The sequence below is a fragment of the Hyphomicrobium sp. 2TAF46 genome (assembly GCF_052114865.1).
Classification (GTDB): domain Bacteria; phylum Pseudomonadota; class Alphaproteobacteria; order Rhizobiales; family Hyphomicrobiaceae; genus Hyphomicrobium_B.
Genome location: NZ_JBFRFO010000009.1, coordinates 99,115 through 124,589 on the forward strand (window position 1 = coordinate 99,115; position 25,475 = coordinate 124,589).

At 59.5% G+C, this 25,475-nt stretch carries 24 protein-coding genes; 11 read left to right on the forward strand and 13 right to left on the reverse strand.

Translation table 11 applies throughout. The annotated features are described in order from the left end of the window. Positions 1-84: 84 nt before the first annotated feature. The 4 genes from AB4Z24_RS18600 to AB4Z24_RS18615 all read left to right on the forward strand — a co-directional run bounded on the left by AB4Z24_RS18600 (position 85) and on the right by AB4Z24_RS18615 (position 4,675). Positions 85-1,554, forward strand: a complete 1,470-nt coding sequence (locus AB4Z24_RS18600) for a sugar transferase (protein WP_441710543.1) — start codon at positions 85-87, stop codon at positions 1,552-1,554. A gap of 292 nt (positions 1,555-1,846) precedes the next feature. Further along, a complete protein-coding gene (locus AB4Z24_RS18605) occupies positions 1,847-2,569 on the forward strand; it encodes a Crp/Fnr family transcriptional regulator (protein ID WP_441710544.1) in 723 nt (240 codons plus the stop codon). A 163-nt stretch (positions 2,570-2,732) separates the two neighbouring features. After that, the gene (locus tag AB4Z24_RS18610; protein ID WP_441710545.1) at positions 2,733-3,836 is read left to right on the forward strand and encodes an alpha/beta hydrolase; all 1,104 of its coding nucleotides are present in this window, start codon (positions 2,733-2,735) and stop codon (positions 3,834-3,836) included. Positions 3,837-4,045: 209 nt separating this feature from the next. Continuing rightward, positions 4,046-4,675 (forward strand): hypothetical protein, encoded by a 630-nt coding sequence (locus AB4Z24_RS18615; protein ID WP_441710546.1) that lies wholly within the window; start codon positions 4,046-4,048, stop codon positions 4,673-4,675. Between the two features lie 174 nt (positions 4,676-4,849). On the opposite strand, the gene meaB is transcribed toward AB4Z24_RS18615, so the two are convergent. Further along, positions 4,850-5,851, reverse strand: a complete 1,002-nt coding sequence (gene meaB, locus AB4Z24_RS18620) for a methylmalonyl Co-A mutase-associated GTPase MeaB (RefSeq protein WP_441710547.1) — start codon at positions 5,849-5,851, stop codon at positions 4,850-4,852. 177 nt (positions 5,852-6,028) lie between these two features. Here meaB and AB4Z24_RS18625 point away from each other — a divergent pair, with 177 nt between their 5' ends. Beyond that, on the forward strand, positions 6,029-7,774 hold the full coding sequence (locus tag AB4Z24_RS18625; RefSeq protein WP_441710548.1) for an alpha/beta hydrolase: 1,746 nt from the start codon (positions 6,029-6,031) through the stop codon (positions 7,772-7,774). A gap of 15 nt (positions 7,775-7,789) precedes the next feature. On the opposite strand, the gene AB4Z24_RS18630 is transcribed toward AB4Z24_RS18625, so the two are convergent. After that, positions 7,790-8,044 carry a hypothetical protein gene (locus AB4Z24_RS18630; protein WP_441710549.1) on the reverse strand — a complete coding sequence of 85 codons (255 nt, stop codon included), beginning with the start codon at positions 8,042-8,044 and terminating at the stop codon, positions 7,790-7,792. 172 nt (positions 8,045-8,216) lie between these two features. Between AB4Z24_RS18630 and AB4Z24_RS18635 the strand changes: the two genes are divergently transcribed. Together AB4Z24_RS18635 and AB4Z24_RS18640 are read left to right on the forward strand one after the other, a co-directional pair. Continuing rightward, on the forward strand, positions 8,217-8,732 hold the full coding sequence (locus AB4Z24_RS18635) for a DUF4142 domain-containing protein (RefSeq protein WP_441710550.1): 516 nt from the start codon (positions 8,217-8,219) through the stop codon (positions 8,730-8,732). 436 nt (positions 8,733-9,168) lie between these two features. Then, complete coding sequence (locus tag AB4Z24_RS18640; protein ID WP_441710551.1) at positions 9,169-10,098, forward strand: glutaminase; 930 nt, start codon at positions 9,169-9,171, stop codon at positions 10,096-10,098. Between the two features lie 266 nt (positions 10,099-10,364). Here AB4Z24_RS18640 and AB4Z24_RS18645 read toward each other — a convergent pair whose 3' ends face one another. Next, positions 10,365-10,562, reverse strand: coding sequence for a DUF2735 domain-containing protein (locus AB4Z24_RS18645; protein WP_441710552.1), 198 nt, complete (start codon positions 10,560-10,562; stop codon positions 10,365-10,367). A 485-nt stretch (positions 10,563-11,047) separates the two neighbouring features. Between AB4Z24_RS18645 and AB4Z24_RS18650 the strand changes: the two genes are divergently transcribed. Next, positions 11,048-12,085: a glutamine synthetase beta-grasp domain-containing protein gene (locus AB4Z24_RS18650; RefSeq protein WP_441710553.1), complete on the forward strand. Its 1,038-nt coding sequence runs from the start codon at positions 11,048-11,050 to the stop codon at positions 12,083-12,085. A 113-nt stretch (positions 12,086-12,198) separates the two neighbouring features. On the opposite strand, the gene AB4Z24_RS18655 is transcribed toward AB4Z24_RS18650, so the two are convergent. The 5 genes from AB4Z24_RS18655 to AB4Z24_RS18675 all read right to left on the reverse strand — a co-directional run bounded on the left by AB4Z24_RS18655 (position 12,199) and on the right by AB4Z24_RS18675 (position 15,626). Next, positions 12,199-13,098 (reverse strand): polysaccharide deacetylase family protein, encoded by a 900-nt coding sequence (locus tag AB4Z24_RS18655; protein ID WP_441710554.1) that lies wholly within the window; start codon positions 13,096-13,098, stop codon positions 12,199-12,201. A gap of 479 nt (positions 13,099-13,577) precedes the next feature. Next, on the reverse strand, positions 13,578-13,754 hold the full coding sequence (locus AB4Z24_RS18660; protein ID WP_441710555.1) for a hypothetical protein: 177 nt from the start codon (positions 13,752-13,754) through the stop codon (positions 13,578-13,580). Between the two features lie 60 nt (positions 13,755-13,814). After that, on the reverse strand, positions 13,815-14,021 hold the full coding sequence (locus AB4Z24_RS18665; protein ID WP_441710556.1) for an aa3-type cytochrome c oxidase subunit IV: 207 nt from the start codon (positions 14,019-14,021) through the stop codon (positions 13,815-13,817). A gap of 163 nt (positions 14,022-14,184) precedes the next feature. Continuing rightward, a complete protein-coding gene (locus tag AB4Z24_RS18670; protein WP_441710557.1) occupies positions 14,185-14,643 on the reverse strand; it encodes a hypothetical protein in 459 nt (152 codons plus the stop codon). Positions 14,644-15,206: 563 nt separating this feature from the next. Then, a complete protein-coding gene (locus AB4Z24_RS18675) occupies positions 15,207-15,626 on the reverse strand; it encodes a hypothetical protein (RefSeq protein WP_441710558.1) in 420 nt (139 codons plus the stop codon). A 199-nt stretch (positions 15,627-15,825) separates the two neighbouring features. On the opposite strand from AB4Z24_RS18675, the gene AB4Z24_RS18680 reads away from it, so the two are divergent. After that, on the forward strand, positions 15,826-16,080 hold the full coding sequence (locus AB4Z24_RS18680) for a hypothetical protein (protein WP_441710559.1): 255 nt from the start codon (positions 15,826-15,828) through the stop codon (positions 16,078-16,080). Between the two features lie 397 nt (positions 16,081-16,477). Here AB4Z24_RS18680 and AB4Z24_RS18685 read toward each other — a convergent pair whose 3' ends face one another. Next, entirely contained in the window at positions 16,478-16,633 is a 156-nt protein-coding gene (locus AB4Z24_RS18685; protein WP_441710560.1) for a hypothetical protein, read from the reverse strand. A gap of 371 nt (positions 16,634-17,004) precedes the next feature. On the opposite strand from AB4Z24_RS18685, the gene AB4Z24_RS18690 reads away from it, so the two are divergent. Beyond that, positions 17,005-17,436: a hypothetical protein gene (locus AB4Z24_RS18690; protein ID WP_441710561.1), complete on the forward strand. Its 432-nt coding sequence runs from the start codon at positions 17,005-17,007 to the stop codon at positions 17,434-17,436. Positions 17,437-17,741: 305 nt separating this feature from the next. Here the strand turns inward: AB4Z24_RS18690 and AB4Z24_RS18695 are convergent, their stop codons facing one another. Then, positions 17,742-19,562, reverse strand: coding sequence for an ATP-binding protein (locus tag AB4Z24_RS18695; protein ID WP_441710562.1), 1,821 nt, complete (start codon positions 19,560-19,562; stop codon positions 17,742-17,744). After that, positions 19,552-19,926: a hypothetical protein gene (locus AB4Z24_RS18700; protein WP_441710563.1), complete on the reverse strand. Its 375-nt coding sequence runs from the start codon at positions 19,924-19,926 to the stop codon at positions 19,552-19,554. The genes AB4Z24_RS18695 and AB4Z24_RS18700 overlap by 11 nt, the downstream gene beginning before the upstream one ends. A 338-nt stretch (positions 19,927-20,264) precedes the next feature. Between AB4Z24_RS18700 and AB4Z24_RS18705 the strand changes: the two genes are divergently transcribed. Next, positions 20,265-20,864, forward strand: a complete 600-nt coding sequence (locus tag AB4Z24_RS18705) for a hypothetical protein (RefSeq protein WP_441710564.1) — start codon at positions 20,265-20,267, stop codon at positions 20,862-20,864. A 30-nt stretch (positions 20,865-20,894) separates the two neighbouring features. On the opposite strand, the gene AB4Z24_RS18710 is transcribed toward AB4Z24_RS18705, so the two are convergent. Next, positions 20,895-24,050: an efflux RND transporter permease subunit gene (locus AB4Z24_RS18710; protein ID WP_441710565.1), complete on the reverse strand. Its 3,156-nt coding sequence runs from the start codon at positions 24,048-24,050 to the stop codon at positions 20,895-20,897. Next, complete coding sequence (locus AB4Z24_RS18715) at positions 24,047-25,276, reverse strand: efflux RND transporter periplasmic adaptor subunit (RefSeq protein ID WP_441710566.1); 1,230 nt, start codon at positions 25,274-25,276, stop codon at positions 24,047-24,049. Before AB4Z24_RS18715 ends, AB4Z24_RS18710 begins: the two co-directional genes overlap by 4 nt. Positions 25,277-25,475: the final 199 nt, after the last annotated feature.

Below are 25,475 nucleotides of genomic sequence, written 5' to 3' on the forward strand. Positions count from 1 at the left end.
GTGCGAGTTGCAATAATGATCAAAAATAACTAGTCAACTGACGGCCTTCCCCTTTCGACAGCTATCGTCGCGGAGTTTCCCTTGATGCACCGTCTTGTCCTGCTGGCCGTCGATGTCGCGTTGATCGCTATATCGACGGTGCTGGCCATCCTTCTGTGCAGCCCGCTGTCGCCGCTCTCCGCGCTCGTGAACGCCAAGCTCCACCTTCTGGTCACGATAGGCATCGCGATCCCGGTCCTCTGGTTCTTCGGACTCAACCGCACCGTCTGGCGGTTCACGTCGCTGAACGATTGCTGGCTGATACTCGCTGCCGCGGCGTGGACCGTGGTCTTTGCGATCGCCGGAAATCTTGCCATCAGCGGCATTCAACGCATTCACGACATGCCGCAATCGCTGCCGGTGATGCAGGGACTTCTCATTCTGTGCATGCTGGCCGGCGTTCGCGCGGCGATGCGCCTTCGTCATACCTCGAGACGACGGGCCCGCATGGCGAAGGCACAGTTTCCCGATGAACGCGAGAACGTTCTGCTCGTCGGTCTTACTCCGATAGCGGATCTTTTTCTGCGCTGTGCCGCCGAAAATGCGCGTGAGCACATTCATATCGCCGGCATTCTTTCCAATGCCGAGCGTCACCGCGGACGATCGCTGCGCTCATGCAAGATTCTCGGCCCGCCCGAGGCGGCGGAGGACGTTCTCCATGATCTGTCGGTTCACGGCATCCGTATCGACCGCATCGTCCTCACAATGCCCTACACTCACTTGTCGAGACGGGCACAAGAGTTGCTGGCCGAAATTGAACGAACCCAGGCCATCCGCGTGGATCGCCTCTCGGCTCAGTATGGCCTGAGCGAATTGATCTCCCATAGCGACGGAGGCGCGAAGGAGGCCGGCTCGGATCTGACCGCAGTTGCTCCGGCTACCGCTCCGGCCCCGGCGTTCGGCGGCGGCGATATTCCGGCCAGTTCCTATCTTCGCTGGAAGCGCATGATCGACGCAACGGGGGCGACGTTGGGCATTGTTTGCCTGGCGCCGCTGATGGTGATCATCGGCATGATCGTCGCGCTGGACGTCGGGTATCCGCTTATATTCTGGCAACAGCGCCCGGGCGCATTCGGGCGGCCGATCCGGGTGCTGAAGTTTCGCACCATGAGGCGCCCGCGTGACCAGAACGGCCGTGCATTGGCCGACGCTGAACGGGTATCGAGAGCCGGACGTCTTCTACGCCGCCTTCGGCTCGACGAGCTCCCGCAAGTTTACAATGTTCTGCTCGGGCATATGTCGCTTGTCGGGCCGCGGCCACTGTTGCCGGTTGACCAGCCGTCATTCTCCGCTGCGCGTTTACGGCTTCGGCCCGGGTTGACAGGCTGGGCGCAAATCAAGGGAGGTCGTCATCTCTCAATTGAGGACAAAGCCGCCCTCGACCTTTGGTACATAAGGAATGCGTCGTTTACGCTTGATATGCTGATATTGCTGAATACCATCCGCACAGTGCTCTTCGGTGAGCGGATCGACCGCCGGGCCATAGATCAAGCATGGCGCGAACTAAGGCCATAGCCGCCAACGCCTTAGACATAGGTCGCCAATTTCGGAACCTGATCGCGGAGCATAAAGTTAAGCGGTAGACGAGCAGATTATTCTGCACCGGTTATGCACCGAGCATGGGAGGTATTCCAAAACAATTGGACATTATTCGAGAAATACGCCATTATATGCGGGCTTTTTTAATTCGCAGTTTTCACGACGGCAATTCTTCAGCCGCTAGTTCTATTCCTTCTACGAATGAATATTGATCTCGGGCCTCCGTATGGGTGGGCCGGTTGGTGTTTTTGTTGTGTGGAGTTCGAGCATGCTGCGACCAGGTTCAAGTGATACCGGTAGCACGACACTTGTGCGAAAAACGCCCGCTCGCGAAGTGGGCAAGGTCCGAAGCCTCACACGCGACGAGATTCTTTTCGAATCCGGCGATCTCAAGAGAAACATCTACCGTGTCGAAACTGGGGCGCTTTGCGTCTATCGCACCCGTCCTGACGGAACCACGGAGATTGTCGAATACGCGCTTGCGGGTGATCTGGTCGGCATGGGCTTTTTGGAGCGCCACGCCACCCATGCACGTGCTTCCGTAAATTCGAGCGTCCGCTGCTTCCCCCTCGATGCCGCGGATAAGCTCATCGCCGGCGATGCGCACAACAAGGCGAGATTTGATGAAGCGGTAGAACGCGAATTCATTTTTCGCCGCGAGAGCCTTGTCAGCGCGTCGAGCCAACATCCCGCGATTCGTCTCGCTGCATTCCTGACGGCCGTTTCGCAGCGAACCCGCGAGGAAGGCGGCGATCCGACGTTCATCGACGATAGCGTCAACTGCGGTGTCATCGCAGATTTTCTCGGCATTACGATCGAGGAGCTGGCGCTCGCGCTGACGCAGCTCGAGACGTGCGGACTGATCGAAACGGCTCCGCGCCACGGGCTAAGGCTCAAAGATCTCGCGTCGCTGAAGTCTGTTGCGGATGACGTTGGGCCAGCGCCGGCATGTCTCGCGCCCAAAGGCACGCTGCTGAAAGCCCTGCAGTAAGCCCGTAGTGATTTCCAATCTCCTCAGTTCAGCGCGCGCGTCCATGGCCGCGCGTTGAGCTACTCAAAAGCTATCGCATTGCATGTGCGTGGTTTTCCCGCCTTGACGCGCAGCGCTTATTGAAGCCTTTCGGTCTCTGTCTGAGATGGAGAACCCCGACATTATGAGCGTCCTCTCGTTTGCCGCGATCAACAAGCAGCTCTCGCTATCGCGCCGGTTGTTTCTTGGAAGCTCGCTCGCCGCGGCGGCCCTCCCTGCGGTGGCGCGTGCCGAGGAAATGGCGCCGGCCGGCACGCTTAAGGCGCGCCAGCTTCCCGCGCGCAGCCTGCCGGTGCCGGAAACGGTCAGCGAAGGCCTGCAGGCCGTCATCGCTGCTCCCTATCCGCCAGGGTGGAACGCGCTGCCTGAAGATGCCGCGACGTGGAAAGATCTTGCAACAAAGAGCGCGGCAGGCGCGGCACCGGCGATCGCTGCCATTCGCGAGCATTTCGGTCTGACTGTCGAACAGACCCACATGGCCGGAGTGCCGGTCTTTGTCATCACGCCCCATGAGATCGCGCCTGAAAATCGCGACCGGCTGCTCGTCCATATTCACGGCGGCGGTTACGTGCTCTTTCCGGGCGAGGCCGGGGCTGGCGAGGGCATGCTGATGGCCGGTTATAGCAGATGCAAAGTCGTCTCGATCGATTACCGGATGGCGCCGGATTATCCCTATCCCGCGGCGCTTGACGACGTGATGGCCGTGTGGGGCGTGCTGCTCGCTGCCTACGATCCGCGCAAGATGGCAATCTTCGGAACGTCCGCAGGTGGTGCGCTGACGTTGTGTGCCATCCATCGGGCGAAAGCCGAGGGCATACCGCTACCCGGCGCCATCGCTCCGGGTAGCCCGGTCGCCGATCTCACATGGGCGGGAGACACGATCATGGCGAACGCCTTCGTCGATAACGCCCTGGTCTCGCGCCGGAGTTGGGCGAACGCGGCCGGTGCGCTCTATGTCGGAAGCCACGATCCGCGCAATCCCATGCTCTCGCCGATCTTCGGCGACTTCTCGGGCTTTCCGCCTGCAATTCTGACGTCGGGAACGCGCGATCTGCTATTGAGCGACACGGTGCGGACACATCGCAAGCTTCGCAAAGCCGGAGTGACTGCCGCGCTTCAGGTTTTGGAAGGTCAGAGCCACGCGCAATACCTATCGCCGTTTCTGCCCGAGACCGAAGAAGCGTTTGGCGAAATAGCCAGGTTCTTTAATGATCATCTCACGTCCTAATATTTGGAGACCCACGCGCCGATTGTGACAGGCTGAAATAAAACCGTCGCAGTTCATAACCACAACTTACTGTCATCGAGCCCAAAAACGCGCGGATTTCCGCGCGTTTTTTTGTCGATCGAGATGCACGCAATTTTAAGCAAGATGGATTCAAATTCGATCCTGCGGCGCTGATCGCAAAACGTATCGCCAAGCGAGGATCAACTCCCATGTCATACATGCGCATTATGCTCGCAATGGTCCTGACAGGACTTGCACTCCCCGTAGAGGGGATTTCCGCTTTTGCTGAAGACGCCATGCCCTCGGCATCCGATGCAGCGTTTGCACGTGATCGCAACGCTGAGATCGACGCCTCGGTTGCTCGCGTCGAAGCTGAGCGGACCGCCGAATTCGAACGCGCCCGGAATGCCGAAATTGAAATGGCATTCGCGGCATACGAACAGGCAAAGTTCGAGCGCGAAAGAAACAATGAGATCAGCGCATCCTTGGCTGCGGTTGCAGGCGCGCGTGCCCGGGACGCGCAAAACGTTGCGGAAGCGGCATTCGAACGTGAACAAAACGCAGAGGCCGACGCATCGATGGCTCGAGTTGCGGCCGTTCAGGAAGCTGAGTTCGAACGAGACCGCAATCTTGAAATCGACGCCGCCATGGCCGCCTATCAGAACGTCAAGTTCGCGGAAGAACGCAATGCGGAGATAGCAATGTCATTGGCTGCAGTTGATGCGGCGCGCCGGGAAGCGGAATTCGTTGCCGCGCGAAATGCGGAAATCGAAATATCGCTGTCCGAGGTTAGATCTCGTCAGCATCCCATTGAGACCGGTAGCATAGCGCGGGAATAGCCGGCATCAGCCCGATATTCGAGATCAATGAGTATTCGAGACCATTGCGCCTTGGGCTTCACGCCCGGGGCGCTAATTTTTCGCAGAACTCGCAATGACGTTGCGCAATCCGAGGCATCCCGTCGCTCGCTTCGCGATGCAAGCAGGTAATGTCAGGCGTGATTGGCTGAGAACTCAGATCCCCATCATCGTCATGATACGGTCGACCGCCAGCGTCGGCAGCAGCGTGCCGTTGCGGACGGAGGCCTCGATGTTCGGAAGCTCGGCCGCCACGCGTGGATGCGCTCTGAGTGCGCCCATAAGGCGGTCTTCGAGCATGTCGCGCATCCAGGACACGGCCTGAGATTGCCGGCGCGCGGCGAACTCGCCGGTCGCCGTCATCTTCTCGCGATGCTCGAGAACCTTGGCCCAAAGCTCTTTCAGTCCGCGATTGTCGCGGCCTGAAGCGGTCAAGACCGGAGGAAACCACGTCGCGCCGTGCGGCGTGAAAATCTGCAGCGCGTTCTTGTATTCGGCCGCGGCGCTTTCCGCGCGCTTGATGTTGTCGCCGTCCGCCTTGTTGATGGCGATCATATCGGCAAGCTCGATGATGCCCTTCTTGATGCCCTGCAAATCGTCACCGCCGCCTGAGAGCAGAAGCACCAGGAAGAAATCGACCATGTCGGCCACGGCAACCTCGGACTGACCGACGCCCACCGTCTCGACGATAACAACATCGAAGCCTGCCGCTTCGACGAGCGCCATGGTTTCGCGCGTGCGTCGCGTTACGCCGCCGAGCGTTCCCGACGACGGCGAGGGCCTGATGAAGGCGTTCTTTTCCTGTGCGAGCGAGTTCATGCGCGTCTTGTCGCCGAGGATCGAACCGCCTGAGCGTTTGGACGTCGGGTCGATCGCGAGCACGGCCACCTGATGCCCTTCGGCGAGAAGGTTCATTCCGAGCTGATCGATCGTGGTCGACTTGCCGACGCCGGGAACGCCGGTGATGCCGAGCCGCACGGCTTTACCCGTCTTCGGCAATAGCTCCTGCAGCACGTGTTGTGCGAGGCGGCCATGATCGGGGTTCGAGCTTTCCACAAGCGTGATGGCGCGAGCGAGAAGGGCGCGGTCGCCATTGGCGATCCCGGCAACATAGTCGGCAACCGGAATTTTGTGGGCGGGGAGGGCTGTAACGGCCATGGGTGAGAAGCTGAATCCTGTTCGTTCATCTGCGGTTACGTAGGGCAGGAAAGAGATCATCCCGCAAGCCGGGAATTCGACGCTATCCGCCGTCACAATCTCCTGCCATAGAGCCGGTTGCTTGGGGCGCACAAGCTACCTAGCTTGTGCGCGGACCGCGTCCTAGGGGAGGGTAGCGTGATTTGGGGAACTGAAGGCTGGCGCAAGCCGGTACGCAGGACGGGATTTGGTCTGGCGATACTTGCGGCGTGCGGATTGCTCGCGGCGTGTAGCGAAGCTCCGAAAGTCGGCAAAGAGCGCGCCGAGCCTCCGCCGCAGGCCCAAGAAAGTGCGCAGCCTCCCCCACCGCCGGAAGCCAATGCGCCCGCAGCGCCGGAAGCGGCGCCGCCTCCTGAAACGAAGCAACGAAGCGACAATACGGGAGGCAAGGACTCCGAACCACAGACGGATGCCTACAAAAAGGACGAGGGGGCACCTCGCCCCGGCTCGACATTCGAGCGTGAGGAATCCGGAGGTTCCGGTGCGAATGTGCCATCCGATATCGGGCAAGGCAGCATCGGCGCTGGTGCTCCTCCTCCGGCGGAAGAGCCGAAAGCCGCGGGCGCTGCGCCTCCGCCATCTCCGGAGATCGAGCCCAAAGCAGTTGAAGCTGCTCCGCCTCCGCCGCCGGAGCCTTCCGAGCCGGCCGGGGGCGCCGCACCGCCTGAAGCAATGCCTGACGTCACCACCGCAGAGCCGCCGGGCGCCAGACCTCGTGAAGACGGCGCACCTGTGGCGCGATCAGCCGCGCCGCCCAGACCTTCCCTCGCAGCCCCGGCACCGGTTGCCGTTCCGCCGCCAGCAGCGCCGACAGCCGCAGCGCGCGCAGCGATCGACAGCGATCCTTCGAAGAAGTTCAAGGTCGTTCCGGTCTTCTATGGAACGGATCGCGCCATCGAGCCTGATCCGGTCCGCCTGCAATTCGGATCGGAGCGGGGTCACAAACTGCAGTTAGGGCGCGCGCTTATCTCCGTTCCTCTCAGCCATAAGGTGCCCCACATCGAGCGGCCGACGGTCTACGAGATCCCGTATTTTAAATACAAGATCTATGAAGAGAAAGAGGATCCGGACAAGCATTTCACGCTGCAGGAGATAAAGAGCCTCAGCGAAGATCAGATGCTGGCGCTCGTCAAAGAGCAGTTGGCGAAGTCCTCGACGTTCAAGGATCACGCCTTCGTCTTCGTGCACGGCTTCAACACGTCGTTCGATTGCGCGCTCTATCGGACCGCGCAAATCGCCTACGATCTTGGCTTCGACGGCGTGCCATTCGTCTACAGCTGGCCGTCCGGCGGAAAGGTCGCGAGCTACACTTACGATCGCGGCAGCGTCGAGCAGGCCGAGCCAAGCCTGGCTGAATTTCTCACTATGGTCATTCAGAAGAGCGGCGCGAAGTCCATCAGCCTTATCGCCCATTCGATGGGTAACGAGCTATTGCTCCGCGTGCTGGAAAGGCTGAGGCCGAAAATTCCGGAAGGCGTGGTGATCAGCCAGGTTATTCTCGCCGCGCCAGACGTCGACCGCGATAAGTTCAACATTATCGCGCGCGAGATCACGAACTTCGCGAAAGGCGTCACGCTTTATGCCGCGTCGAACGACCGTGCGCTCGGATATTCGGCGCGGTTCTGGGGCGGCGTGCCGCGTGCGGGAGACATACCCAAGGATGGGCCGTTGATCATTCCGGGCGTCGACACCATCGACGTCACCGCAGTCTCGACGGATGCGCTGGGGCTCAACCACTCGGGCTATGCGGAAAATCCGGCATTGCTCGACGACGTCAAAGCGCTCGTGAAGTTCGGCATTCGCCCGCCGGATAAACGCGTGAAAAGCATCCTGACGGTCGAGTCGGCTGCGGGAACGTTCTGGCGCTTCCAGGCAGCCAACTGAAACCGGCGAGCTTCGCTAGCCGGTCATTCCCGTCCGGCGTTTGAGTGAATCCAAAGCGCGGGTGGAGCTTGCCGCCTCCCGCTCTTTTTCGCGGCGAAGGCGCTCCTCCTCCGCATAGACGCGCTTGGTCGCCCGGTCGGCTGAGTTTTCCGTACGCTTCGAGTGCCTGCGTTCCGAAAGCGTCATGCCGTAAAACAGCAGCGCGCCGAGGATGATCGGTGCTCCTATGACCGACAGCACCAGAAGGAATTCGCTCAAATATTCTTGCACGGCAGAATCTCCGCGTTGTCCGAAAAAACGGACCAGAATTCCCAAAGTTCCCGGCCTCGGGAAAACGCGCCGCGGCATGAATTGCCGGTCCGTCAACCCAGCGTTACGGGGAACATTGGCCGCGCGGCGGAGGTTACGACCCACAAGTCGAATGACTTGAGGAGAGATCGCGATGAGAGCAATTTTAGCAATGATCGTGGCGGTGGCTGGATTTGCATTGCCGGCAGTGGCCGCGGACATTCCAAGCCAAACCAAGGACTTCGTAAATAACGCCTCCGTTGGCAATAAATTCGAAATCGATACGAGCGAGCTCGCGTTGAAATACGCCAAGTCGCCCGAAGTGAAAAACTTCGCGCAGCAGATGATCACGGATCACACGAAGGCAGGCGACGAGTTGAAGGCAGCTCTCATCGAGGCCAAGATCGAGCCGTCGTCGGACACTCTCGATGTGACGCACGCGGCCAAATATGCGAAGTTGCGTCTATTCACAACCGAGAACGGCTTCGACTCCGCCTACGCGGACGAGCAGCTGAAGGCCCATGAGGATGCCGTTGCAAAATTCCAGGACTTTGCGTCGACTGGACCGACGCCCGAAGTGAAGGCGTTCGCGGCGAAACTACTTCCCACGCTTCAGCACCATCTCGCGATGGCGAAAGATCTCGATGAGAAAGTGCACTCGAAAAGCTAGCGCGTGAGTATTTTTCGCGATCGCCTTTCGCCCGGCGCGGATTTCGTTCTGCTCAGTCGCTAGGCACGATGAGGCCCGAAAATTAAAATGGCCCCGAAGTGGGAAGCTTCGGGGCCGAGACAATATTATCAAATGAATGTACGGGAGCGTACAACGAGGAAACCCTAGTTGAAACGCGCCGATTCGGCAATTACCGGCGCCCCGCGCAGCGACGCTACCCACATTAAAAAATGCGATCCTAATTCTCTTGGCTGCATCTCGATGTTCAACACCGCGTGCCGCGAAGCAGATCTGCTCGCTGCGTAGGCAATGAGCGAAACTATCTCTCGCGTTCGACTTCGGAGCGGTGAGCCTGAAGCACTTTCGCCCGCTTGTGTGATTGCGCGAATGCCCGCTAGTAGGTGGGAATGATCGCAGTCACGAGAGTGTGCATGCCGTGAGTAAGCTTGACGACGTTGTCAAAGATATCGCCGACGAAATGCGCCACATGCCCGACCGGGGTGAGGTCGCATCCTACATTCCCGAATTGGCGCGCGTCGATCCGAAGTCTTTCGGCATTGCCGTTGTCGACGCCGAAGGCAACGTCGCCGTTGGAGGGGACGCCGATACGCCCTTTTCGATCCAAAGCATCTCGAAGGTCTTCACGCTGACCCTCGCTCTCGGCAAAGTCGGCGATAGACTGTGGGACCGCGTTGGTCGCGAGCCATCGGGCAGTCCGTTTAACTCGGTTGTCCAGCTGGAGTACGAAAAAGGAATTCCGCGTAATCCGTTTATCAATGCCGGCGCGATCGCGGTGACGGACGTGATCCTCGCCAATCATTTGCCCCGTGAGGCGCTGGGCGAAATCCTGAGGTTCATGCAGTTCCTGGCCGACGATTCGACGATCACGATCGACCAGCAGGTCGCCGCTTCCGAGCACAGGACCGGCTTCCGAAATGCCGCCCTTGCCAACTACATGAAGTCGTTCGGCATGCTCGATAACCCAGTCGACTTCACCCTCGGCGTTTACTTCCACCACTGCGCCATCGCAATGTCTTGCCGACAATTGGCCATGGCCGGGCGGTTTCTTGCACAATTTGGAAGCAATCCGTCCACTGGATATGCAGTTATCCAGCCTGAGAGGGCGCGTCGGATTAACGCTCTCATGCTAACCTGCGGCCATTACGATGGATCGGGCGAATTCGCCTACCGGGTCGGCCTGCCCGGAAAGAGCGGGGTTGGTGGCGGCATACTGGCGATAGCCCCTGGTAAGGCCTCGATCGTCGTCTGGTCGCCGGGTCTGGATAAGACGGGTAACTCGCGGCTGGGCCGAATCGCGCTCGAGCGTCTCACCAGCCGAATGGGCTGGTCGATCTTCGGAGCATGACGTTCTGAAGCTTTGCTGCGGGGCCGTTCGGGAGTCTTCAAGAGGTCCACGCGTTCACCTGCACCGGGTAGGGCGCAGTTTCGTCGACCGTGAGCGTTGCTGGACAACGGGAGGCCGAATAGGCCGAAATAGAGGGTGCTTTCAAATCCTTGGCGGCAACGCTTCTCTGCCCCGCGCGAAAAGGATCAAAGCCTTTCGCGCGCTCTCGATCAGTTCCTGCCATTGGCGGAAGTGACATTACTCATGACGCTACAACTCAGCGAGTCTCAGCTCCAGCGGACCAGCTCGGAGTCGTCAATGGCCGCCTGGTGATACCAGCAGCTGCCGTACTCGACTGGCCTCGCAAGCCGCGACTGCACGATCGCTGAAGCCTGTTTGACGAGGCGGTGTCCATGCAAGGAAGCACGTCCGCCTTTCGGGAATTGGTAGATCTTCGCAGAAGGTCGAATGAGCATCTCAGTCATCGTGATCTCTCCTTGAAGTCCCACCGCTGTTATGACGCAGCCGGTTCGTCTTCTATTTTCGCCCGATTATTCTGATGCCTCAATAAAAATCAGCAATTGCACAAACTATGGGCATGCTTGGTTTTGCATCTTTCGGTAGCATCCGTGCCGTGGTGAACGCTCGCAGCACGCGACCTGTTCCGCCACGTTGCCTTGGGCCTTTCGTGGGCCTGTGTCGTACGAGGGAGAATGGATGCTGACCGCCGTGTCTCAAGACAAGAGCGAGAGACTCTGCGCCGGGAATGCGTCCGCAAGCATATCTCAATTCGCTATGGCCGCCCGCTGGCGGCGCCCAGGCGGGCTCTCCGATGATGCAGGCTTTCATCGAGGCCTGAGCGCAATCGCGGCGCCATCCGCACTTTCAGACTTCAGCGCCGGGCCATGCCAACGCCGGCCGCGCACGCACTAGGAATTCCTCAGACACCTAACTCAGGGAGCAGCTCAGAATGACGAAGTATAAGCTTGAGTACATTTGGCTCGATGGTTACACGCCGGTCCCGAACCTGCGTGGCAAGACGCAGATCAAGGAATACAGCTCGTTCCCGGATCTCGCCGATCTGCCGCTCTGGGGATTCGATGGCAGCTCGACCCTACAGGCCGAGGGCCACAGCTCCGACTGCGTCCTGAAGCCTGTCGCGCACTATCCGGATCCGGCGCGCACGAACGGCGTGCTCGTCATGTGCGAAGTCATGATGCCGGACGGCAAGACACCGCACGCTTCGAACAAGCGCGCAACCATTCTCGATGATACCGGCGCTTGGTTCGGCTTCGAGCAGGAATACTTCTTCTACAAGAATGGCCGTCCGCTCGGCTTCCCTGAGTCCGGCTATCCGGCGCCGCAGGGCCCCTACTACACGGGCGTCGGCTACAAGAACGTCGGTGATGTCGCTCGTCAGATCGTCGAAGAGCATCTCGACCTCTGCCTCGCCGCCGGCATCAACCACGAAGGCATCAACGCCGAAGTCGCGAAGGGCCAGTGGGAATTCCAAATTTTCGGCAAGGGCTCCAAGAAGGCCGCCGACGAAATGTGGATCGCGCGTTATCTCTTGCTCCGCCTGACGGAGAAGTACGGCATCGACATCGAGTTCCACTGCAAGCCGCTCGGCGACACCGACTGGAACGGCTCGGGCATGCACGCCAACTTCTCGACCGAGTACATGCGTACGGTCGGCGGCAAGGAATACTTCGAGAGCCTGATGAAGGCCTTCGACAAGAACATCGAAGAACACATCGCGGTTTACGGTCCGGACAACCATATGCGCCTGACTGGCAAGCACGAGACGGCGCCGTGGAACAAGTTCAGCTACGGCGTTGCTGATCGTGGCGCTTCGATCCGCGTGCCGCACTCGTTCGTCAACAACGGCTACAAGGGTTACCTTGAGGATCGCCGTCCGAACTCGCAGGGCGACCCATACCAGATCGCTTCGCAGATCCTGAAGACGATCTCCGAAGTGCCGGCGGGCGCCGTCGCAAAGGCAGCCTAAGACTTTCAATCGCGGCGCCGGCTTTGCAGTCGGCGCCGCGAGTCTATCCGGAGTTGGCCCGCTGCGCCGGTTTTACAACGACCCGCTGTGACCAGACCACGGCGGCGACCGCTCTACTGAATTGCCGCTGACTTCCTGGCCAGGAGTGCCGCTCTTCTGGCACGCGATGACAACCGCTGATGCTTGCTCTTTCGCGAAGCGGATTTGACCGACGACTTCTGAGGCTCAGGCGGCGTAACATCGGCGACGAGCTCCAGCGCCGTTTTCGGCTTCAGAAGAACGACCTTGTAGCCACCCGCTTTGAGTTTCGCGAGGAGCCCAGGTACGGCGTCGGCGGTCCATTTGTGAATGTCGTGCATCAGGATGATGCCGCGCCCACGCGCCTTGAGACCAGCCATCACCCTCGCAATGACAGGCGCTGAACTGCGAACGCGCCAGTCGGAAGAATCGATATCGACCGCGATTTGCGCGATATTGCGGCTCTTGAAATAATCTTCGTCGAGCTTGCTGCTCGAAAGATAGGGATAGCGGAAGAACGGCGCGACCGGCTGCGGACTGTTCTTCTGCACAACGTCGAACGTCGCTTCGACCTCGTGAGTGACTTCAGGCAACGCAAGCCGCGCGAGGTTCGGATGCGACCACGTGTGCGTTCCGATGGTATGGCCCTGGTCCGCCACCTCTTTGACGATCTCGGGATGCACGACGACCATTTCGCCGACCATGAAGAAGACGGCTTTGGTGCACTCTTTCGCGAGCGCGGCCAGAATCTGGCGTGTGTTACTGGGCGATGGTCCATCGTCGAACGTGAGAACGACCTCGCCCGGCGCGAGGAAATTCGGATCGCCGTGCGGCGCACCTATCCACGGGCCGCCTGTCGTGTCGACCTCGATGGTGCGTGAAACGCCGAGCGTACCAGCTGGGCAAGTATCCTCCGCGCGCGCCGCGCTCAGTGTGCAAAGGCCGGCGGCGATAACGCTCGCAACAGCCAGACTGAGGTTCCATCTTGGTCGCATCTGAAATCCAGTTGAGGAAGACCGGATGCATTCCGGCGTCATTGACAGCAAAAAGGTCCTAAAACGGATCATGCCCGTGAGATCGCCGTGCATGCAACTCAGCCGATGGTGCACGTTCTCGTATCAACAGCAAAAGAATATATCAACTCGCGCTCGGAGCGAGCTAGTCCAGACCTTGAAACTGCGCTGAAAATCGCCGCACCACCGACCGATATGCAACATCCACGTCCGGATTTCTCCGAATCCACGGGGAGCGCGACGCGACGCTTGCACATTGAAGAAAAAAATCGGCGCCACGTTTGAGATCTCATACGAGCGATACGCCGAGAAGCGGTGTTCGGACGCAATCGCAAGACTATCGAATCAAAGCGGAAACGAATGCTCCGCTTCGGCAACAGAGATCCAAAGGAACAGTTCCGCATACGGATCTCAGATCGGAGCGGGTAGTTAAGATTCGATTTTTTGAAATGGATGTGCCGCTACTTGGTGAGCGGCTGCGCGCCGGACGGCGATCCCTGCGAAGCAGGCTCTTCCGCGGTGTTGGTCGGCACACCTTCCATTTTTGCAGGAGTGTTACGAATAAACGCGATGACGAAACCACCGAGAACCAGCACCGTGATCACCGTCGATATGATGAGTACGCGGAAGTTGGTCATTCGCGGACTGGCTTGTCGAACTTCAGTGGGTGTCTTTGCCACGCGCGGTTCCTTTCGCGCTCAAACGAAGAAGAAGGCGAGTGCGATCAAGATGACCGCGGCGGTGCCAACGAAAAACATTATGCCACGGATGAAATCGCGATAAGTTTGGACATGACTTTCGAAGTCCTGCGCATTGGGCGCGTAGGGCTGCTTCTCGATTGCAGCGCGCTCGATGCCCTCTTCTTCAAGGACGTCTAATGAGGTCGGATTGCTGGTGACAGCCATGGTCGCCTCCATAACCTCAAGGTTAAACCTTCGTCTGGAGAGGGCGTTCCCGAACAGAGCAGTCACTCGCCGCTGGCTTTGCCGGCGTCGCGCTGGGGATCGATCAAAGTGTTGCGCCCCGCTGCAATTCAGGCGGGGCACAACTTGCAATTAGGAGTACCGGCTAGTAGTACCGGCAAATCCGCCTGCGGCCATAGTAGCCGTAGTAGGGCCAGGCTGATCCCGCGGTCCAGCCGAACCCAGGCCACCACCAACCGGCGCCAAATCGGCGCCCGCGCCATCCCCACCCGCCCCATCCCCACCCGGGGCGACGCCATCCCCAACCTGCGCCCCGCCATCCCCAGCCTGGACGCCGCCAACCCCACCCGGCGCCACGCCATCCGCCCCCGCGCCAACCCCACCCGCCGGTACGGAACCCACCTCCGCGCCAACCCCAACCGCCGCCGCGCCATCCGCCACCGTGGAACATGGCCCCACCACGAAACCCGCCTCCACGGAATCCGCCACCACCAAATCCCCCATGGAAGCCGCCGCCACCAAATCGTGCATCGGCCGCAGTGGACATCGTGATGATGGCCAGCGACCCCACCGCCGCAATCAAAAATCGGTTGAACCTATTCATTGATGAGACCTCATTGCTCGTCAGCCAACGTATGGGCAGTACGCGGAGGAGGACGCGCTAATTGTTCCGTCGCGCGGGGCTGACGAAAAAGCCGGGCTTGGAACAGTCGGTTTTCGTTTGCTGCCCGCGCGCTCCTGGCAACGCCAAAACAGCTTGGCAGCTGAGCTAAGTGAGTTGCGCGTCATGCGTCGCGCAGTTTCATCATTCATCGGCAAGCAGATCGTCGATGAAGCGTCCGGAGCTTGGGCGCTGCGGGTTAACGCACGATGATAGCGGACTGTCGGACCCGATACCTATTCGTCCAAAATTTTACTTAAGCCTTCGATGCAAGCTTTTCGATTTCGAACGGCTTGTTGCACCTCGAAAGAGGCGCGAACGCGATCGTCATCCGTGACGACGAGAACGCCATCCTTTGTCGAACCTGATGCAGATTGGAAGCACCGTTTCTATCGCGCGACCTAGCTCGCGATACCCGGCGCGCTGAGCAAACGGGAATCTCCGCCGTCGAGGTTTTGTGTTGTTTTAGTGCGGTGAAGCGATCGGCAACGGCCGCCTGGAAGTCGTCAACCGTTCGCGAGCCGGCTGGCTATGAGACTGTTCACCACCATCGAGACGTCGTCGGGATTGTAAGGTTTTGCGAGGAATGGCGTGTTGGGATAAAGCGTCCCGAGGTCTTGCTCGCCTCCGCCGGTGCAAATCGCAAATGGAATGCCCTTATCGTCGAGAGCGCGAGCCAAGGGCGCCGCTTCGCCGTCCTCCAGCAGATAATCGACAACAGCGATATCGACGGCTTCAGTCGAGAGAAGTTCGAGCGCATCCCGCACGCTCAAGATCGGTCCGATAACGAGGCAGCCATACCCCTTGAGAATTTCTTCGAGGTCGAGACCAATCAGCGTGTTGTCCTCCGCCAGCAGAACGCGCGGCGGAGGGAACTGTCCGAGAATATCGGTCTTCACCATGCTTCTCGAGCCGCAAAAGTTCATACACCTTACTCCTAGGGCGTGAGCCTTGATCCTTTTGCGCGATGAATCAATCCGTTGATGGCGCAACTTGCTGTTCCCTCGCAAATTTGTGAGGGCGCTTAGGAAACCGTTTCTGCTTGCTCGTCGTTAAGCTGTGTCGCCGCTCAAATTGAGCAGCTTACTAATTTTCGGTCTTTTTGAATGCGCGAAGGAGATCGCGATGTGCGCCGCAATCAGAGACGAACGCCTGCAGATTATGCTCGAACCGGATGAGCTTCGAGCCGTCGATGACTTTCGTTATCGGTATCGCCTGCCGAGCCGAGCTGCGGCCGTGCGAGAATTGCTGAAGCGCGGACTATCGAGTACGCCGACGGGTCAAGCCGACGATCGTTCCCGGTCTCAGGATTTTGGCGTTCTCGGCATCGCCAACGGCAGCCGCTTCAAGGATGTCGATAAGGCCGAAGGCGAGGAGTAGCCGCGGCTTTTCGATGAGGCTCAGCGAGCCGGTCATATAGGCACGGTGGAGGGATTGTCCGGATACGTTTCGAGTGGTCGTGCGCCAAACCTCGGCGAAATCAAAGTATTGCGCTTCGCGCCGTTAGAGAGCGAGGAACCTCGCGGACCCAATTCACTGGTCTTCACCCGCGTTTTTTTTCAGTCTCTCGGAACCCACGACGGCATGTACCCGTTCCACACGAACAATCTCCCCAGGATTGTAGTCCCTGGCGTTATTCCCCCATAGCGCCGTCCCAAAAGACGCCGGCTTTTCCCCGAAGCCGGCGTCTTCATTTTTTGCGGGTTCGCAAGTGTGTACCGGTGCGATCGGATGAGGTGCGACGGCCGGTTGAATAAGCGCTGAAAGATCTCCAGTGTCAGCCGGTGTGCGCGCTCTCTTTTTCCGACTGCTGCAAACGCGTGAGCAGATCGGACAGAAAAGTCGGAGTTCTATCCAAGTCCCGTTCGAACATTTCTCGCAGACGCGGTGCTGCCCGCTCTTTGAACTCGATCAGCCAATTGTCCTCGTACATCTTCTTCTCCCGCGCCGGCGCGTTCCCGTACTCGAAATTTATGCGAGGAGAATCCACGAAGGTACTGCGCAGTTCCGATACCGCGCAGACATATGTTTTTGCGGCATTGAGCCGTTTCTTCACGTATTCGCAACGCGCATGTGCTTTTTCAGATTTTGCATTGCTCGAACTGGCAATCCGCAGCGGGCTGCACATTTAGAACATAAGCTCCTGGACCAGCATTGGAATTGAATTGGGTGGATGACAAATCATCCGCCGGGTTCACTTTCCTCAGCCTCTGTCTGTGCCAAGACAGCGCGCAACAAACGCATCTGTCGAAGGTTTTTCCCTCATCGGAGTCACTTAGCTCCAAGCGGATGAGGAACACTCAGATGGAAAGCATTCGAAGATTGGCAACAATCGCTGCGGCCGCGCTTGCGGTAACGGCGTTCTCCGTTTCCGCTGACGCCCACGGCGGCGGTGGGGGCGGCGGTGGGGGCGGTGGAGGACACGGAGGAGGCGGGGGAGGGGGCTTCTCGATGGGCGGCGGAGGCGGCGGCTTCGGTGGCATGGGCCATGGCGGCGGGGGATGGGGTGGCGGGATGGGCCACGGCGGCGGATGGGGTGGGATGGGGCCCGGCTTCGGCTTCCGTAACGGCGGTCATATGGGCAGAGATTTCGATCGGCATGACGGCCATCACAGGCGTTTCGTAGCTGTCCCGTTCTTCTTCGGAGACGGTTATTACGACGACTATTACTACGGCGACGATTACACCTGCTTCTGGCGCTACGGTCGCCGCATCTGCGGTTACTATGGCTATTAGGATTGATGAAAAAGCCCCGGTTACCCGGGGCTTTTTTATGCGCGATGGCTGCAGAAAATGGAGAGCCCTGCCATCTCTGGCAGGGCTGACAGGAACACGTCACCCTCACGCCTGGCGGTATCGGCTCCCGCTGTGCCGACCGTTCAAGCAGCGACGCTCTTCCCGCTGAAGGAGGCAGCCAATACAGAATTTCGACGTCACAAACAATTCACAATCCGACGCAGTATGTAACAGTTGTGACATGACGGCCACCCCCAGAACACCCCCAGAATGCGGCGCATCGGTCAAGCGACGCTGGACAGCGATCAGAGCGGTTTTCGTCCGGCCATCATGGCGGCGGGAAGACGAGCGCGAGCGCTTGCAGTCGCGCCGTCGCTTGCAGCTTCAATCGTGCGCAGCAACTCATCGATTTCGAAAGGCTTGCCGATGTGCGCCGTCATGCCGGCCGCATAACAGCTTGCGATTTCGTTGGGAAGAACGTTCGCCGTCATGGCGATGATGGGAACTTGGCCCTGGTTCGGCGGCAGCTTCCGGATTTCCTTCGTCGCCGCGAGGCCGTTCATCCCCGGCATCTGCATATCCATGAGAATGACATCGAAAGTCTCGGACTTCGCCAGGGAGATGGCCTCTGCGCCGCTCGCGGCCGTCACCGCGCGATGACCGGCGCGGCGTAACACGGTCGAGGTAAGGCGCCTGTTGGGTTCCATATCGTCGACCACGAGAATGTTAAGGCCACCGGGGCTGGCCGGTCTCGCTTCCACGGAACGCTCGATGGCAGGCAGAGCGCGGCTGACGATGAGAGGCAGTTCGAACCAAAACGCGGACCCCACGCCAAGTTCGCTTTGCACGCCGATTTCGCCGTCCATTGCAACGACGATGCTTTTGCTGATGGCAAGCCCGAGGCCCGATCCCGTGAAGCGCCGCTCGTAGCTTCCGTCGAGCTGGCTGAACCTGTTGAACAGTTCGGGTATCGACTTTTGCGGTATGCCGGGGCCTGTATCCTTGACGATGAACCGGATGGCGACGATGTCTTCGGATCGCCTCAGCCATTTAGCTTCGACATCCACCCGCCCTTCCGACGTGAATTTCACCGCGTTACCGACGAGATTGACGAGCACTTGCCTGACGCGTTGCGCGTCGGCCTCGACGCTCACCTCATCCAGCGCGCTATCGATCTCGGCGCTCAAAGCGAGACCTTTTGCCCGCGCCTCGACCTGCATCAGTGACAGGCAACTCTCGATCATCGGCCTGAGCAGCGTCGGCGCGAGCAACAGCTTCAGGCGCCCAGCTTCGATAGCGGAAAAATCGAGAATGTCGTTCACGGTATTTAAGAGCGATCGTCCCGCATCCCGCACGATTTCGAGATCGCGCGCGTCTTCCGCATTCAACCCGCGTCGGGCCAGCACGAGGCTCGTATAGCCGATCACGCTGTTGAGCGGCGTCCTGATCTCGTGGCTCATCGTTGCGAAGAATTCCGACTTCGCCGACGTAGCGCGTTGCGCCGCTTCATTCGCAGCCTTTGCATCCTCGATGGAGACCCTGAGCCGTTCTAGAACCTTCAAACGCTCCATGAACATGCGAGCGTTCGTCATGACGAGGACGATGAGGAAAACCAGGAAGCTGATGGCGAGTGCGCCGAGAACCACATTTTCCCGACTGCCGAGAACCAGCAGTTTGACGATGAGCGGGCCGAGGATCGTGCCCGCATAGGTCAGCGCCGCCGCCGGTATCGGCGCAAGAAGGATGCTGCCGCTCGCCGCCATGCCGACCACGAATGCCGTGAGGATGGCTTCGCTCGTCCCACTGACGGTGCCCGCCCAGAACATCGCCAATGACGACCAGGGGAGCGCCAGAAGCACGGCGAAGAGGAGCGCGTTGCGCGCGCTCCGCAATTCGTCTGGGTTCCGATCGTGAGTGGCGGGCGGACGATGAAACGATCGCACGCCGACGATTCCGCATGCCGTCAGCGACAGGAACGCCCAGAGAAGAAGATCTCGAGCTGGTATGGTGTTCCAGAAGGCCGCGGTCGCGAGCGCGACATTCACTCCATAGCCGGCCATCGCATAAGGGGTGACGCGCGCGACGGCGGATAACTGATCGCGATGAAGGCGCAGCTTAGTCGTCACCGGCGCCCCCCATAAAGGTATTCAGCGCGGCAATGGCGCGTTCGCCCGCGCTTCGCATGTCCAATTGAGCCGAGACGACTCCAGCCCGCGCTTGCCGGCGTGCGTGGTCTCGCAATTTCTCAGCTGCCGACCTCAGCTCGTACATTCCGAGCGTTCCGGAGAAATTGATAAGATCGTGGCAGATGGCTTCGATCTGCGAAGGCGAAAGCTCGAGCGACTCGAGATTCAAAAGTCGCTGGCGAATTCCGGTCTCGAATTCGCCGATAATGTCTCGAAAGCCCGCCATGTCCAAATAGCCGCGCATTCGCAGCAACTTGTTGGCATCGAGGACTGGGCCCTCATCTGTGATTACGGCCTCGGACATCGGAGACTTCATTGAGGGCAAAATTAATGTCTAACGATAAGGCCGGGCGCGCTTATTCGGCCCCCCGAGATATCATCCCCACAATGCATTACTCTGAGCTTAACTGAGCCGCACGGCCTCCCAATTGAAAAGACGGTGTTCATTTGCGAACCTCCCATTCAATGCCGGACCTAACCTCTCGGCGATAAAAGTTAACGAATGCATTCCGACCTGCCGGGTTCCGCTCTTGGCGCGACGCCAGGATTGCTGACAGGTGTTAGGTTCGATCGGAGAACTCCAGCCTTTCTATTGCCCTCGTTGAGTTTCTGACTGTCCTTGGGGAGTGAAGGGCGTCAGTTATGAAATTTGTTGCGTCAGTCGTTGTACCGGTTTTGGCATTAATCGCCGCACATGTGCCGCCGGCCTTTGCAGACTCCGCCGCCTCCGCGGCGTCAGACCCGCAATCGGCCGGCACGCCGCCGTTGCCGGCATTCGTCCCGCTGTCCGGACAGGAAAAATATGCTTCCGCCTTACAGGGCAAAAGCGGAGAGGCAGCCGCTGCGCGCCAGCAGGCCGAGAAAATCAGTGCCCTTTTCGCTGGCATGACGACGGGCTCGATTTCGAAGAGTGACAGCGAAACGCCGGTCGCAGCGTCCGAAGCGCCGTCGGGGCGCTCGATCATGCTCGCGTCGAACCAATCGGCCGAGGCTACGCCCGAGAATAACGGAGCGTCGCCGAAAGACGCACAGCCGCCAGCCGGTCAGGTGAAAGGCAGTGGCAAGCCTCATCGCATTCCGCAAAAGGCCATCGCCCGCGAGACGCATGGATCGCGAATCGCCGACGGCCACGAGGCTCATGGCCCGAGGATCGCAGAAAGCGAACCGGCGAACCTCGCAGCCATCGGTCACAAGGTCAGCGTCCTCGATCTGCTGACGAACCCCGCATTGTGGTGGCACTAAGCGAACGAAGAGGCGCCACCAGCCGAACGCCTATTCGCTTCGCGGCGGCGCCATCACGGGAACCGGCTTTTGCTTGCGTGATTGGCGCCACTCTTCGAAGCGCTGGATGATGACGTAGAGCGATGGAACGAAGAGCACCGCCAGGCACGTCGAAGCGAGCATGCCGCTGAAAACGGTGATGCCGATCGATTTCCGCGCCGAGGCGCCAGCTCCGGTGGCGAACACCAGGGGCGCGACGCCGAGAATGAACGCAAACGACGTCATCAGGATCGGCCGGAACCGGGCCCGCGCGGCATCACGCGCGGATTCAAGGATCGGCTTGCCTTCGGCTCTGAGCTCGCGCGCGACCTCCACGATCAGAATGGCGTTCTTCGCCGAAAGGGCGATCAGAAGAACAAGACCGATCTGGACGTAGAGGTTGTTGTCGACGCCCACCGCCAGCAATACCAGCACCGGCCCGATGAGGGACAACGGCACGGCCAGCAAAACCGACATCGGCGCGTACCAGCTCTCGTACTGGCCGGCGAGCACGAGATAGACGAGAAGCATGGCGAGAGCGAACACGTAATAGATTTGGCCGCCGACGATCTTCTCTTGATATGAAAGCGCCGTCCATGAATAGCCGACCCCGGACGGCAACTCGTGCGCGGCGATCTCCTCCATCAGCTGGATGGCCTGCCCGGATGAAAAGCCCTTTGCCGGCACGCCGACGATCGTGGCGGCAGGGTAGAGATTGTAAAGGCTGATGAGCGACGCGCCGACAGTCGGCGTGATCGTAAGAACGGTACCGAGCGGGATCATGTCGCCGTTCTGATTGCGAACCTTGAGACCGAGGATGTCATCCGGCGTCATGCGGAATGACGCGTCGCCCTGCACGTAAATCTGGAAGACGCGTCCGAATTTGTTGAACTGGTCGACGTAGCTCGAACCCAGATAGCTCGCGAGTGTCGAAAACACCTGATCGGTCGTCAGCAGAAGCGTCTGCACTTTCTCGCGGTCGATCGTAACTTTATATTGCGGAGCGGTGGCGCGGAACGTGGTCGAGGCGCGTTGAATGCCTGACTGCGTGCTGGCGGCGCGCACCATGGCGTTGACCGAGCTTTCGAGCTTGGCGAGATCGAAACTACTGTCGCGAAGCTCGACCACCATCGTGAAGCCGCCGGCATTGCCGATGCCTTGGATCGGCGGTGGCGGCACGACAAGCACACGGCCGTCGGTGATCGTCGAAAGCTTCTCGTTGAGAGTCTTATAGAGTGACCCTAGATCCTGGCCCGGTCCGCGCGCACTCCAATCCTTCAACATGATGTAGGAAACGCCGGCGTTCGCAAGCGAAGCGCTGTTGTCGAGTGCCGACTGGCCGGCGATGGTGATGACGCGTTCCACGCCCGGCACCGCATTCGCGATCTGTTCGACCTGTTCGAGCGCTTTCTGCGTCCGGCCGAGTGACGCCCCCTCCGGAAGCTGGACGGCCGCAATCAAATATCCCTGGTCTTCGATGGGCAGAAAGCCCGTCGGAACGCGCGTCATTCCATAGATGGATCCACCGATGATACCGAGCGCGATGAGTGCCATCAGACCGCTGTGGTGAACCATCCTGTCGATCAACCCGGCGTAGCGGTCCTCAAGACGCTGATAAAGAGCGTTGAACCCCCGGTAGAAGAAATTCCGGTTCTCTGGCGGCACGGGACGGCGAAGCCAAAGCGCGCATTGCGTGGGCTTCAGCGTTGCCGCGTTGATGGCGCTGATCAAGGCCGTCGCGGCGATGACGAGCGCGAACTGCGCGTACATTTGCCCTGTCAGGCCGGGCAGGAAGGACGCGGGCAGAAACACCGCCATCAGAACGAGCGTGATGCCGATGATCGGACCCATCAGAACGTTCATGGCGGCAATCGCGGCGTCGTGGCCCGACATACCCCGTTCGATATTGTGAGCCGCGCCCTCTACGACGATGATCGCATCGTCCACCACAATGCCGATGGCGAGCACGATTGCGAACAACGTGGAAAGGTTGACCGAGAATCCCATCGCCGCCATGGCGGCGAAAGCGCCGATGATCGTCACCGGCACGGTCGTCGCCGGAACCAGCATCGCGCGCCAATCCTGCAGGAAGACGAGGATGACGATCAACACGAGGACGGCGGCTTCGATAAGGGTCTTGTAGACTTCCGATATCGCCTGTTGCACGAACGTCGTTGTGTCGAACGGAATGGAGTACGTCATCCCTTCCGGAAATTCCTTCGCCAGCGCCTGCATCTTCTTAGAGACTTCGGTGGCGACTTCGAGCGCGTTGGCGCCGGGAGTGAGAAAAATCGCAAGTCCCGCGGCTTGCTTGCCGTTGAGATTGAAAATCTGCGCATAGGTTTGCGCGCCGAGTTCCACCCGGCCGACGTCGCGCAACCGCGTTAAATCGCCGGCTGTGCCCGTTTTGACGACGACGTTCGCAAACTGCTCCGCATCTTCGAAGCGTCCGATGACGTCGAGCGTGTATTGAAATGTTTGCGCGCCCGTCACGGGCGGCGCGCCGATCTGCCCAGCCGTCACCTCCTGGCTCTGTTGCTGAAGGGACTGGACCACGTCCTGCGCATTGAGCCCGCGCGCCTGCATTTTTTCCGGATCGAGCCAGATCCGCATCGAATACTGCCCGGCGCCGAAAACAACGACGTTGCCGACGCCCGGCAGGCGCGCAATTTCATCCTTTAGCCGGATCGTGCCGTAATTGCTGAGATAGAGGCTGTCGAACCGGTTGTCGGGCGACGTCAGCGTAACGATCTGCAGAATGGCCGTGGACTTCTTCTGAACGACGACGCCCTGCACCTGCACCGATTGCGGCAGCGACGCCATGGCAGCCGAGACCCGGTTCTGCACCAGAACCTGCGCCGAGTTGAGATCGGTGCCGATCTCGAACGTTACGGTCAACGAGTAGCTTCCGTCGGAAGCGGCGTACGACTGCATGTAAAGCATGCGCTCGACGCCGTTCACTTGCTGCTCGATTGGCAAAGCGACCGTATCGATCACCGTGCGTGCGCTCGCGCCGGGATAGCGCGTCGTCACCTGAACGGTCGGCGGCACGACATCCGGATATTGCGAAACGGGCAGCCGCAATAGACTAACCGCGCCGATCACCACCATCAGAAGCGCGATGACGTTCGCAAGAACCGGCCGCTCGATGAAGAATTTCGAGATCATGGCGAAGCTTCCGATTTCGACGGGCCCACCGCTTTGGGTTGGACTTCAGGCTTCGACGTGCTCTCGGGCTTCGCGATGGTCTCCAATACCGGCTCGATTTTTTGGCCCGGCACCGTCGTCATCAATCCGGATATGACGACGCGGTCGTCGGGTGAAAGTCCCGACTTAATGACGCGCAAGTCGCCCACCTGTTGGCCGAGTACGACTTTGCGCTGCTCGACCGTGTCGTCCTTGTTCACGATGAGTACGTAGCGTCCGCTCTGGTCGCTACCGACGATGCGGTCCGGAACGAGAAGCGAGTTGGGCTGCACTGATCTCGGAATGCGCACGCGCACGAAATAGCCGGGAAGCAGCGCGCGGTCGGTGTTGGGCAGCACACCGCGAACGGCGAGAGTGCCCGTCGCCGCGGTAATGCTTGGCGCAACGTAGTCGAGTGTGCCCTGATGCGGATATCCCGTCTCGCTTTGCAAACCGACTTCCACGGGAATCTTCTTGAGTTCCTCGCTGGTGATCCCGCGTGCCCTCATCTCCGAGCGGATATCCTGCACGTCGACTTCACTGACCGAAAAATTGACGTAAATGGGTTCGAGCTGGACGATGGTCGCGAGTGTCGTCGGGCTGCCTGCACCGGCGAGTTGCCCTAGGGAGACCTCGCGCGATGTCACGATGCCGTCGAACGGCGCTTTGACTTCCGTGTAGCTGAGGTTGAGCTTCGCCTGATCGATATCAACCTCGGACTGCTTCTGTTTCGCGACCGCCGCCTCCTTGGCCGCAGTCGCCTGATCGAGGGCTGCTTGGCTGGCGATATTCTTGCCTGCGAGATCGACCTGCCGATTGTAGTCGGCCATCGTCTGCGCTGACGAAGCCGCCGCGCTCGACAACCCGGCTTCCGACTGCTCGAGCGCAAGCTGGTAGGGCTTTTGCTCGATAACGAATAAAACTTGCCCCGCCTTTACGGAGTCGCCGTCCTGATACTTGATCGCTTCAACGAAGCCTTGAACGCGCGCGACCAGGGTCGTGCTGTTCACTGCCGCCGTGCTGCCGGTGCTTTCCAGATAGCGAGTCACCCCTTCCTTTAAGGGCGTCGCTACTTCGATCTTGGGCGGTGGAGGGGGAACGAAAGTATTCTTCTCGCCGCAAGCCGTAAGCGACAGCGCTGGAAGAAGGATACATGCAGGTATCATGCATCGGCGTGCCGACGATCGCAGTAAGGATTCGTCACCCATCAGTAGAACCCATAGTGTTATCGGGAAATTGAATAAAGGCGTTCAATAAAGGTAAGTGATTTTACTGATGCCGTATAGATATCATCTCGCAAAGATTGGTTTCTGTATAACTACTGGAGCATCGGTATTTCGATTAAAATGATGCTCTGCAGTATGTTCCAAATCGCTGCGTATAATTTTCCGGACGCTACGCCGATTG